The organism is Allostella sp. (assembly GCF_041913585.1).
GTDB lineage: Bacteria > Pseudomonadota > Alphaproteobacteria > ATCC43930 > Allostellaceae > Allostella.
The window spans coordinates 1,317-11,999 of record NZ_JAYSFE010000132.1 but is presented as its reverse complement, the minus strand read 5'-3'; the positions used below and the strand labels follow the sequence as shown (position 1 = coordinate 11,999).

The 10,683-nt window shown below is 70.9% G+C and carries 11 protein-coding genes; 8 read left to right on the top strand and 3 right to left on the bottom strand.

Annotation, left to right across the window (positions count from 1 at the left end):
- Both ACE3Q3_RS19855 and ACE3Q3_RS19850 read left to right on the top strand, forming a co-directional pair.
- A partial coding sequence (locus ACE3Q3_RS19855) for an MmgE/PrpD family protein (RefSeq protein WP_374448978.1) occupies positions 1 to 773 on the top strand: 773 nt, incomplete at its 5' end.
- 60 nt (positions 774 to 833) lie between these two features.
- Complete coding sequence (locus ACE3Q3_RS19850) at positions 834 to 1,778, top strand: M15 family metallopeptidase (RefSeq protein ID WP_374448977.1); 945 nt, start codon at positions 834 to 836, stop codon at positions 1,776 to 1,778.
- Positions 1,779 to 1,781: 3 nt separating this feature from the next.
- On the opposite strand, the gene ACE3Q3_RS19845 is transcribed toward ACE3Q3_RS19850, so the two are convergent.
- The gene (locus ACE3Q3_RS19845) at positions 1,782 to 2,573 is read right to left on the bottom strand and encodes an SDR family oxidoreductase (protein WP_374448976.1); all 792 of its coding nucleotides are present in this window, start codon (positions 2,571 to 2,573) and stop codon (positions 1,782 to 1,784) included.
- The gene (locus ACE3Q3_RS19840) at positions 2,570 to 3,376 is read right to left on the bottom strand and encodes an N-acyl homoserine lactonase family protein (protein WP_374448975.1); all 807 of its coding nucleotides are present in this window, start codon (positions 3,374 to 3,376) and stop codon (positions 2,570 to 2,572) included. The genes ACE3Q3_RS19845 and ACE3Q3_RS19840 overlap by 4 nt, the downstream gene beginning before the upstream one ends.
- Before the next feature lie 131 nt (positions 3,377 to 3,507).
- On the opposite strand from ACE3Q3_RS19840, the gene ACE3Q3_RS19835 reads away from it, so the two are divergent.
- The 6 genes from ACE3Q3_RS19835 to pstB all read left to right on the top strand — a co-directional run bounded on the left by ACE3Q3_RS19835 (position 3,508) and on the right by pstB (position 8,902).
- Positions 3,508 to 3,909 carry a carboxymuconolactone decarboxylase family protein gene (locus tag ACE3Q3_RS19835; RefSeq protein WP_374448974.1) on the top strand — a complete coding sequence of 134 codons (402 nt, stop codon included), beginning with the start codon at positions 3,508 to 3,510 and terminating at the stop codon, positions 3,907 to 3,909.
- Between the two features lie 20 nt (positions 3,910 to 3,929).
- The gene (locus ACE3Q3_RS19830) at positions 3,930 to 4,823 is read left to right on the top strand and encodes an NAD(P)-dependent oxidoreductase (protein WP_374448973.1); all 894 of its coding nucleotides are present in this window, start codon (positions 3,930 to 3,932) and stop codon (positions 4,821 to 4,823) included.
- 286 nt (positions 4,824 to 5,109) lie between these two features.
- Positions 5,110 to 6,162 carry a phosphate ABC transporter substrate-binding protein PstS gene (gene pstS, locus ACE3Q3_RS19825; RefSeq protein WP_374448972.1) on the top strand — a complete coding sequence of 351 codons (1,053 nt, stop codon included), beginning with the start codon at positions 5,110 to 5,112 and terminating at the stop codon, positions 6,160 to 6,162.
- A gap of 85 nt (positions 6,163 to 6,247) precedes the next feature.
- Entirely contained in the window at positions 6,248 to 7,243 is a 996-nt protein-coding gene (gene pstC, locus ACE3Q3_RS19820) for a phosphate ABC transporter permease subunit PstC (protein ID WP_374448971.1), read from the top strand.
- A gap of 4 nt (positions 7,244 to 7,247) precedes the next feature.
- On the top strand, positions 7,248 to 8,090 hold the full coding sequence (gene pstA, locus ACE3Q3_RS19815; protein ID WP_374448970.1) for a phosphate ABC transporter permease PstA: 843 nt from the start codon (positions 7,248 to 7,250) through the stop codon (positions 8,088 to 8,090).
- Positions 8,087 to 8,902, top strand: coding sequence for a phosphate ABC transporter ATP-binding protein PstB (gene pstB, locus ACE3Q3_RS19810; protein ID WP_374448969.1), 816 nt, complete (start codon positions 8,087 to 8,089; stop codon positions 8,900 to 8,902). The genes pstA and pstB overlap by 4 nt, the downstream gene beginning before the upstream one ends.
- Positions 8,903 to 8,932: 30 nt before the next feature.
- Here the strand turns inward: pstB and polA are convergent.
- The coding region (gene polA / locus ACE3Q3_RS19805) for a DNA polymerase I (protein WP_374448968.1) at positions 8,933 to 10,683 on the bottom strand (1,751 nt) is incomplete at its 5' end.

The following is a 10,683-nucleotide window of genomic DNA, read 5'->3' as shown; positions in this document are numbered from 1 at the left end:
GGCTTGTCGAGACCCTGGGGACGATGGCGAAGAGCACCGGCGTCGGCCACGCCGCGCGCGGCGGTCTGCTGGCAGCACTCCTCGCGGACGCCGGCGTCGAGGGACCGGAAGCTCCGATCGAGGGCCCGCGCGGCTTCCTTCGCGTCATGGGGCAGGAGGCGGACGCGGCCGGCGTCGCCGCCGGCCTCGGCGAGAGCTGGGAAATCGCGCGCAACGAGTGCAAGCCCTATCCCTGCGGCGTCGTGCTGAACCCGGTCATCGACGCCTGCCTCGACCTCCGGGCGGAACGGCCGATCGCGCCGGCAGAGATCCGGGCGATCACCGTCTCGGGACATCCGCTGCTGCGCCAGCGCGCCGACCGCCCGGCGGTCACCAGCGGGCGCGAGGCCCAGGTCAGTGCCCAGCACGCGGTGGCGGTGGCGCTCATCGATGGCCGCGCCGGCGTCGCGGAGTTCGCCGACCAGCGCGTCCGGGCGGCCGACGTGCTCGATCTCCGGGCGCGCGTCGCGGTCGCCGAGGAGGCGGGCGTCCCTGTCGAAGCGGCCCGGCTCGAGATCGTCCTGGCGTCGGGCGAGGTCGTGCGCCGCTTCGTGCCGGCGGCGCGCGGCAGCGCCGCGCGGCCGCTCTCGGACCGCGAGCTGGAGGCGAAGTTCCGGGCTCTGGCCGCCCACGGCTGCCCCGGCTTCGATCCCGAGCCGCTGCTCGCCGCCCTGTGGTCGCTGGAGGCCGCACCCGACGCCGCCGCCGTGATCCGGCTCGCCCGGCACGGGTAGACGACCGCCGGCGGGCGAAGGAGGGCACCCCCGGCCGGCGAATCCCGTTACCCTTCGGCCATGATCGTCATTCGCGCCCTCGTCGCGGCCGTCGTGCTCGCCGGGGCGGCGCCCGTCCGTGCCGACGAGCCGCCGCAGGGCATCCACGCCTTCGTCGCCGCCTATCCCGAGCATCTGCTGCGGGTCGAAGGCGGGTACCTGTGGTGGCGGGACGGCACGCGGATGCCGCTCGCCGCCCTCGGCCTCGGCCGCGACGGGCGGCCGGTCCGGCCGCAGGGAAAGCCCGCCGCCGATCCGCTCGTGGCGGCGACGGAGGCGATCTCGGCCGTCGACTACGAGCCGATCTACCTCAAGATCTATGGGAACTGCCGCGCCGGCGACATGGCGGATCGGCTCGCGACCGTGCGCTGGAACCGCGCCTCGCCGGACGGGCCGGTGGAGTTGAAGGCGGCCCGGGCCAATGGCGTCGCGGCCGCGCTCCAGCGCGTCTCCGATGCCCTCGACCGCGAGGCCGGCGGCGAGGCGGCCTTCCATCGCGCCACCGGGGGGACCTTCAACTGCCGCGCCATCGCCGGCACCGACCGGCTGTCGCTGCACGGCTTCGGCATCGCCATCGACGTCGCCCCGACCGAAGAGGGCTACTGGCAGACGGCCGACACGGACCGCAAGGGACGGCCGATCCGGCGCAACCACATGCCGGCCGAGGTCGTCGCCGCCTTCGAGCGCGAGGGCTTCGTCTGGGGCGGGCGGTGGAACCGCTTCGACACGTTCCATTTCGAGTACCGGCCGGAATACCGGATCGCGACCGGCGGTCCGCTGCCCGCGCGGCTGACGCGCGAGAGCTTCACTGGCTTCTTCGGCGGTCGGGTGCGCCGGCCGGTGGTGGAGCGCATGTCCTACGCGCCGCGTCCCAAGGGTGCCGCCGTCTGCCATCGCTGGGTGCGCCAGCCCGGCCCGAACTTCGGCCGTTGCCTGTCGGCGCCGGTACGTCGCGACCGGCGGTAGCGCTCACCGCGCGTGCCAGCCGCCGTCGATGGGCAGCATGGCGCCGGTGATGTCGGCGCCGGCCGGACCGCACAGGAAGACGAGGAGCGCGGCGACGTTCTCCAGCGCGACGAACCGACCCGTGGGGTGGCGCGGCAGGATGTAGTCGCGGGCCGCCTCCTCGACCGGGACGCCCTGGCCCCGGGCGATGCCGGCGACGCGGTCGAGGATGGCGGGCGAGGGCACGGTCCCGGGGCAGAGCGCGTTGCAGGTGACGCCCGTGGCCGCCGTCTCGATCGCGATCGCCCGGGTCAGGCCGACCAGGGCCGTCTTGGTGGTGACGTAGTCGACCCGGTTCTCCGCCCCGCGCTGGCCATAGATCGACGAGAGATTGACGATCCGGCCCCAGCCACGGGCCTTCATCCCCGGCAGCGCCAGCCGGGCGGCATGGAAGGCGGCCGACAGGTTGACGGCGATCGACGCGTTCCAGTCGGCGGCGGTGAAGGCCTCGATCGGCTGGAAATGGCGGATGACCGCGTTGTTGACCAGGATGTCGACGCCGCCGTGGCGGGCCGTCGCGTCGGCGACCATGCGCTCGATCTGCCCGACGTCGGCAAGATCGCAGGGGTCGAAGGCGACCCTGGCCCCGGTCTCCGCCGCCAGCGCGGCTGCCGCCGCCTCGCCCTCGCCCGCGGGGACGAGGCCGTTCAGCGTCACCGCCGCTCCCTCGCGGGCGAGCGCGCGCGCCATGGCGTGGCCGAGGCCGGCGACCGAGCCGGTGACGATCGCGCTCCGCCCGGCCAGCATCGGGGTCATCGCGGCATCTCCCGCGGCGGCACGTCGAGCCGGACGGCGATGCCGTCGAGTTCCGGCGACGGCGGCGGGTAGAGCCGCATCACCAGCGGATCGTGTCCGGGCACGACATGGTCGGGCGAGGTTGCGAGCCGGTCGAGCGTGCGGAACCCTTCCAGCATCTCGCCGACATGGTGGACGGCCGGGAAGGGAATGCCCCGGCCGCGGTTCATGTAGAGATGGGAGGCGTCGGAGGCGACGACGACCCAGCCCCGCTTCGTCCACACGCGCACCACCTGCAGCCCGCCCGTATGGCCGCCGATGCGGTGCAGCGACAGCCCGTCCGCCAGTTCGGTCGTGCCGTCGTGGAACGCGACCCGCCCGGCGAAGACGTGGCGGACGAAGGCGACCACGTCCTCGACATGGTAGGGATGGCGCAGGAAGCCATGGCACATGCAGCGGCCGGTGGCATAGGCCGCCTCGCGGTCCTGGACATGGAAAGAGGCGCGCGGGAAATCCCCCAGCGTGCCGGCATGGTCGTAGTGGAGATGGGTCAGCACCACCTCGTCGACCCGGGCGGCGTCGACGCCGAGGAGGGCCAGCGCCGCGTCCGGCCGCCGGAGCAGGGTCCGGCCGCGCGCCCTCGCCTGCTGGGTGTCGAAGCCGGTGTCGATGACGAAGAGCCGGTCCGACCGGCGGGCGACCCAGACGAAATAGTCGAGGTCGGACCCTTCCTCATGGAGATCGCCGCCGATGGCGTTGTCCGAGGCCCGGCGGGCGGTGTGGTTGGCGTAGCGGACGGCGAACAGCTCGAAGGGCTCCGGCATCGGGGGCTTCGCGGGTTGGGAAGGGGACACGATCTCAACACACAATATGATCGTCATACAATCGCATTGACGCGCCACCGGCCGCCGCCTAAGCATGGCGGACCAGCAATCTGTGCAGAAGGGTTCCGGTCATGACCACCCGTCCCGAATTCGAAGGCGAACTGTTCCAGAAGGGCCTGGCGGTCCGCCGCGAGGTCCTGGGCGCCGCCTATGTCGACAAGTCGGTGGCCGGCGCCACCGACATGACCGCCCCCCTGCAGAAGCTCGTCACCGAATGGTGCTGGGGCGAGATCTGGACCCGCCCCGGCCTCGACCGCCGCACCCGCAGCTTCCTCAACCTCGCCTTCCTGACGGCGCTCAACCGGCCGCACGAGATCCGCCTGCATGTCCGCGGCGCGCTCAACAACGGCATCACGCGGGAGGAAATCCGCGAGGTGGTGATGCAGGCCGCGATCTATTGCGGCGTGCCGGCGGCGCTCGACGCGATGAAGGTCGCGCTCGAGGTCTTCCAGGACGTGGACCAGGGCAAGTAGTCCCGGAAGGATCGTCGGACATGGGCGGGGAACTTCTCGGATTCGTCGGCGTCGGCCGCATGGGCGGGCCGATGGCGATGCGCCTCCTGGACGCCGGCTACCGGCTGGTGGTGTGCGATCCGGTGGCGGCGGCGACGGCACCCCTGGTCGCCCGCGGCGCCATCCTGGCCGATACGCCCAGGGCCGTCGCCGACCAGGCGGAGACGGTGCTGGTCAGCCTGCCGACGCCGGCCGTCGTCAAGGCCGTGGCGCTGGGTGCCGACGGGGTCGTCGCGGGCGGCGCGGTCCGGGTGATGATCGACCTGTCGACGACGGGTCCGGCGACGGCGGCCGAGGTCGCGGCCGGCCTCGCGAAGACGGGCATCGTCGCCGTCGATTCGCCGGTCAGCGGCGGCATCAAGGGGGCGGTCGCGGGCACCCTCGCGGTCATGGTGTCCTGTCCCAGGACGACCTACCAGGGCATCACCCCGGTGCTCGGCACCTTCGGCAAGCTGTTCTTCACCGGCGAGAAGCCGGGCCTCGCCCAGACGGCCAAGCTCGCCAACAACCTGATGGCGGCGGCCGCCCTCGTCGTCACGTCGGAGGCGATGGCGATGGGCGTCAAGGCCGGGCTCGACGCCCGCGTCCTGATCGACATCATCAACGTCAGCAGCGGCCGCAACAGCGCCAGCCAGGACAAGTTCCCGCGCGCCATCCTGCCCGGCACGTTCGACTTCGGTTTCGCCACCGGGCTGTCGTACAAGGACGTCCGGCTGTGCGTCGACGAGGCCGAGTCGCTGGGCGTGCCGATGGTGGTCGGCGCGGCAGTGCGCCAGATGCTGGCGGTGACCCAGGCCCGGTTCGGCGCGGAATCCGACTTCACCTGCATCGCCAAGGTGCTGGAGGAGTGGGCCGGGGTCGAGATCCGCGGCTGACCCGCGGGACGACGGAAACAGACTGCCGTAACAAAACTGTCATCTATCCGACCCGAAAGGATAATTGGCTTCTCCTACGATCCGAGGCCTCGACGAAGACCAGCCATCGTCTTCGGCGAGTTCGGATCCGCCCGGCACGACGACCGCGGGTGGCCGGCCAGCGGCAGCGCCGGCAGGACGGTCGTCGGGCCAGGGCATGCGTCGATCGGGTGGCGCTCCGGATGGGATGCGGCGGGCGCCGCATCGCCGGTCGCGGGCGCCCGACCAGACTCAATGGAGAGAGCCAGTGAGCATCATCCGCAACGCCATCGCCACGGCGAGCCTCGCGCTCGCGGTCTCGTTCGCGCCGGCCTCGGCGGCCGACATCTCGGGCGCCGGCGCCACCTTCCCCTTCCCGATCTATGCCAAGTGGGCCGACGCCTACAAGAAGGAGACCGGAATCGGTCTCAACTACCAGTCGATCGGCTCGGGCGGCGGCATCAAGCAGATCAAGGCCAAGACGGTGACGTTCGGCGCGTCCGACGCGCCGCTCTCCGGCAAGGATCTGCAGGATTCCGGCCTCGTCCAGTTCCCGATGGTCATGGGCGGCATCGTGCCGGTCGTGAACCTGGCCGGCATCAAGCCGGGTGAACTCGTCCTCGACGGCCAGACCCTGGCCCGCATCTTCCTCGGCGAGATCAAGAGCTGGGACGACGCCGCGATCCAGAAGCTCAACCCGACGGCCAAGCTGCCGAAGCAGGCGATCGCCATCGTCCACCGCTCCGACGGGTCGGGCACGACCTACAATTTCGCCTACTACCTCGCGCAGGTCAGCGCCGACTGGAAGTCGAAGGTCGGCGTCAACACCTCGCTGCAGTGGCCGACCGGCATCGGCGCCAAGGGCAACGAGGGCGTCGCCAACAACGTCGCCAACACGCGCGGCGCCATCGGCTACGTCGAGTACGCCTATGCCAAGCAGAACAAGCTGACCTTCACCCGCATGATCAACAAGGACGGCAAGCCCGTCGCGCCGGACGCCGACACCTTCCAGGCCGCCGCCGCCAGCGCCGACTGGAAGTCCCAGCCGGGCTACGGCGTCATCCTCGCCAACCAGCCGGGTGCCGATTCCTGGCCGATGACGGCGGCCACCTGGATCCTGGTGCACGCCAAGCCGCAGGATCCGGACGCGCTGCGCGCCGCCCTCAAGTTCTTCGCCTGGGCCTACGAGAAGGGCGGGAAGATGGCCGACGAGCTCGACTACGTCGCCATGCCGGCGAAGGTGGTGCAGCAGGTCGAGGAGACCTGGACGCAGGAGATCAAGGACGCCGGCGGCAAGCCGCTGTTCTCGCTGACGAACTGATCCCCCGAGGATCGTCGCGGACGGAGGGTGCCGCATTGCGGCACCCTTCCGGCCGCTTCCCCGTCCCCAGATGCAAGGTCCGCCCGTGGCCGACACCGCCCTCACCGCCACCGCCCCGAAGACCGCCGGAGCCACCGCCAGCCGCGAGGCCATCCTGCGGCGCATGCGCGGCGGTGACAGGGTCTTCCACTCGGTCACCCTCTCGGCCGCGATCATGGTGCTGGTCGTCCTCGGCGGCGGCATCGCGGCACTGATCTTCGGCGCCTGGCCGGCGATCCAGACCTTCGGCTTCGGCTTCCTCACCAGCCATGCCTGGAACCCGGTCACCGAGCAGTTCGGCGCCATCGCGCCGATCTACGGCACGGTCGTGACCGCCGCCATCGCCATGATCGTGGCGGTGCCGCTCGGCCTGATGATCGCGCTCTTCCTGACCGATCTCTGCCCGATGTGGGCGCGCCGGCCGATCGGCATCGCCATCGAACTGCTCGCGGGCATCCCCAGCATCATCTACGGCATCTGGGGTCTCTTCGTCTTCGCGCCGTTCCTCCAGGGCACGGTGCAGCCGCTGCTCATCGACCTGTTCGGCAACGTGCCGCTGCTCTCCGACCTGTTCGCCGGCCCGCCCTACGGCATCGGCGTGCTCACCGCCGGGCTGATCCTGGCGATCATGGTGCTGCCGCTCGTCACCTCGATCTCGCGCGACGTCTTCGAGACGGTTCCCCCGGTGCTGAAGGAGGCCGCCTACGGGATCGGCTGCACCACCTGGGAGGTCTTCCGCCACGTCGTCCTGCCCTACACCCGCGTCGGCGTCGTCGGCGGCGTCATGCTCGGCCTCGGCCGGGCGCTCGGCGAGACCATGGCCGTGACCTTCGTCATCGGCAACGCGCACCGGATCTCGACCTCGATCCTCGCCCCCGGCACGACCATCTCGGCGACCATCGCCAACGAGTTCACCGAGGCGGTCGGCGACATCTACACCGCCTCGCTGATCCTCCTCGCCCTCATCCTCTTCGTCATCACCTTCATCGTGCTCGCCATCTCCCGCTACCTCCTGATGCGCGTCGAGCGCCGGATCGGGTGACGCCATGAACCGCTACTATCCCGGCCGCCGCCGCCGGAACCTGCTGGCGACGGCCGCCGCCGTCGGCGCCACCGCGATCGGCCTCGGCTGGCTCGTCATCATCCTGGCGGTGCTGCTGTGGGAAGGCTTCAGCGGCCTGTCGCTCCGCGTCTTCACCGAGATGACGCCACCGCCCGGCGCCGACGGCGGCCTCCTCAACCCGATCCTGGGCAGCCTGCTGATGACCTTCCTCGGCGTGCTCTTCGGCACCCCGATCGGCATCCTCGCCGGCACCTACATGGCGGAATACGGCCGCCACGGCCGGCTCGCCAGCCTGGTGCGGTTCATCAACGACATCCTTTTGAGCGCGCCGTCCATCGTCATCGGCCTCATCGTCTACGAGATCGTGGTCTATCCGATGGGCCACTTCTCGGCCTGGGCGGGCGCCATCGCCCTCGCCATCATCGTCATCCCGGTGGTGGTGCGGACGACCGAGGACATGCTCCTCCTGGTGCCGAACCCGCTGCGCGAGGCGGCGTCGGCGCTCGGCATGCCGAGGGCCTACGTCATCCGGTTCGTCTGCTATCGCGCGGCCCGCGCCGGCATGCTGACGGGCGTGCTGCTGGCGGTCGCCCGCATCAGCGGCGAGACGGCGCCGCTCCTCTTCACGGCGCTCAACAACCAGTTCTGGAGCACGAACCTCAACGCGCCGATGGCGAGCCTTCCGGTCGTCATCTTCCAGTTCGCGCTCAGCCCCTACGAGGACTGGCAGGCCCTGGCCTGGACCGGCGCCCTCATCATCACCCTGGCGGTGCTGGCGCTCAGCATCACCGCCCGCGCGCTCACGGCTTCGGGGAAGCGGACATGAACACCCACTCGCTGACGACACCGGACGCCCTGCATGCCCCGGTCGACGTGTCGCACCTGGACGAGAAGGTCGCGGTGCGCAACCTGCAGTTCTTCTACGGGAACTCGCTCGCGCTGAAGGGCGTCAACCTGTCGCTCTACCGCAACATGGTCACGGCCTTCATCGGCCCGTCCGGCTGCGGCAAGTCGACCCTGCTGCGGGTGCTGAACCGGATGTACGACCTCTATCCCGGCCAGCGCGCGACCGGCGAGGTGCTGGTCGACGGCGAGAACATCCTGGCGCCCGGGCTCGATCCCAACCTGCTGCGCTCGCGCGTCGGCATGGTCTTCCAGAAGCCGACCCCGTTCCCGATGTCGATCTACGAGAACATCGCCTTCGGCATCCGGCTCTACGAGCGCCTGTCGCGGGCCGAGATCGACGCCCGCGTCGAATCGGCGCTGCGCCGGGTGGCGCTGTGGGACGAGGTGAAGGACAAGCTGAACAGCAACGGCCTCAGCCTGTCGGGCGGCCAGCAGCAGCGCCTGTGCATCGCCCGCACGGTCGCCGTGCAGCCGCAGGTGATCCTCCTCGACGAACCCTGCTCGGCGCTCGATCCGATCTCGACGGCGAAGATCGAGGAGCTGATCGACGAACTCAAGTCCGACTACACGATCGCCATCGTCACCCACAACCTGCAGCAGGCGGCGCGCTGCTCGGACTTCACGGCCTTCATGTATCTCGGCGAGCTGGTCGAGTTCGACCAGACCAGCGCGATGTTCACCCTGCCGCGCGACCGGCGGACGCAGGACTACATCACCGGCCGCTTCGGCTGACCCTCCCGCGGACGGGCGGCGCGCGCAGCTTCAGTGCGCCGCCTCCCAGTCGCGGCCGACGCCGGTGTCGACGACGAGCGGCACCGAGAGCTGGGCCGCCCCTTCCATCACCCGCTTGACCGCCGCGGCGGTCGCCTCGACCTCGGCCTCCGGCACCTCGAACACCAGCTCGTCGTGGACCTGCAGCAGCATGGTCGCGCCGAGCCCGGCCGATTTCAGGGCGCCCGGGATGCGGCCCATGGCGCGCTTGATGATGTCCGCGGCCGAGCCCTGCAGCGGCGCGTTGATCGCCTGCCGCTCGGCGAAGCCGCGGCGGGCGGGGTTGCTGTCCTTGATCCCGGGGACCCAGCAGCGGCGGCCGAAGATGGTGCGCACGAAGCCGTGCTCGCGCGCCTCCTGCTTGGCCCGCTCCATATAGTCCTTGATCCCGGGATAACGGGCGAAGTAGGCGGCGATGTAGGCCTGCGCCTCGCCCTGGGGAATGCCGAGCTGCTGCGCCAGGCCGAATCCGCTGATGCCGTAGATGATGCCGAAATTGATCGCCTTGGCGCGGCGGCGGACCTGCGGGTCCATGCCCGCCACCGGCACGCCGAAGACCTGGCTCGCGGTCAGCGCGTGGATGTCGATGCCCTGGCGGAAGGCCTCCTTCAGCGCCGCGATGTCGGCGACGTGGGCGGCCAGCCGCAGTTCGATCTGGGAATAGTCGGCCGACATCAGGACGTGCCCGGGCGCGGCGACGAAGGCGCGGCGGATCTTGCGCCCCTCCTCGGTGCGGACCGGGATGTTCTGCAGGTTGGGATCGGTCGAGGAGAGCCGGCCCGTCGAGGTCGAGGCGAGCGCGTAGGAGGTGTGGACGCGGCCCGTCACCGGGTTGATCTGTTCGACCAGCGCATCGGCATAGGTCGATTTCAGCTTCGCGAGCTGGCGCCAGTCGAGGACGCGCGCCGGCAGGTCGTGGCCCTGCGCGGCCAGCGTCTCGAGCACGTCCGCCCCGGTCGCATAGGCGCCGGTCTTGCCCTTCTTGCCACCGGCGAGTCCCATCTCGTCGAACAGCACCTCGCCCAGCTGCTTGGGCGAGCCGACGTTGAACGGGTGGCCGGCGAGGCGGTGGATCTCGACCTCCAGCGCCATCAGCCGCTCGGCGAAGTTGGCGCTGAGGCGCTTCAGCTCGACCGGGTCGACCCGGATGCCGGCCCGCTCCATGTCCGCGACCACCGCGACGAGCGGCCGCTCGGTCGTCTCGTAGAGCGCCACCTGGCGCTCCTGCAGGAGGCGCGGCCGCAGCAGCCGGTGCAGCCGCAAGGTGACGTCGGCGTCCTCGGCGGCATAGTCACGGGCGCGGTCGAGGGGCACGAAGTCGAAGGTGATCTGGTTCTTGCCGCTGCCGCAGACGTCGGCATAGGCGATCGTCCGGTGCTGGAGATGCAGCTCCGCCAGCTCGTCCATGCCGTGGCCGTGCAGGTGCCCGTCCAGCACGTAGGACAGCAGCATCGTGTCGTCGACCGGATCGACGCGGATGCCGTGCCGCCCGAGGACCACGGCGTCGTACTTGAGGTTGTGGCCGATCTTGAGGACGGCCGGGTCTTCCAGCAGCGGCTTCAGTCGCGCCAGCGCCGCCGCGCGATCGACCTGGACGGGCGGCCCGCCGGCCGCGAGGTCGAGCCCGTCGACCTTGTGGGCGAGCGGCAGGTAGGCGGCCTCGCCCGGCGCGATCGCCAGCGACACCCCGACCAGCTCGCAGGCGACGGCGTCGAGCGACGTCGTCTCGGTGTCGACGGCGC

Excerpts from the sequence above, each read along its gene's own strand:
- ACE3Q3_RS19850 (WP_374448977.1), top strand. The coding sequence starts at position 834 with ATGATCGTCATTCGCGCCCTCGTCGCGGCCGTCGTGCTCGCCGGGGCG.
- ACE3Q3_RS19845 (WP_374448976.1), bottom strand. The coding sequence starts at position 2,573 with ATGACCCCGATGCTGGCCGGGCGGAGCGCGATCGTCACCGGCTCGGTC.
- ACE3Q3_RS19840 (WP_374448975.1), bottom strand. The coding sequence starts at position 3,376 with ATGCCGGAGCCCTTCGAGCTGTTCGCCGTCCGCTACGCCAACCACACC.
- ACE3Q3_RS19835 (WP_374448974.1), top strand. The coding sequence starts at position 3,508 with ATGACCACCCGTCCCGAATTCGAAGGCGAACTGTTCCAGAAGGGCCTG.
- ACE3Q3_RS19830 (WP_374448973.1), top strand. The coding sequence starts at position 3,930 with ATGGGCGGGGAACTTCTCGGATTCGTCGGCGTCGGCCGCATGGGCGGG.
- pstA (WP_374448970.1), top strand. The coding sequence starts at position 7,248 with ATGAACCGCTACTATCCCGGCCGCCGCCGCCGGAACCTGCTGGCGACG.
- pstB (WP_374448969.1), top strand. The coding sequence starts at position 8,087 with ATGAACACCCACTCGCTGACGACACCGGACGCCCTGCATGCCCCGGTC.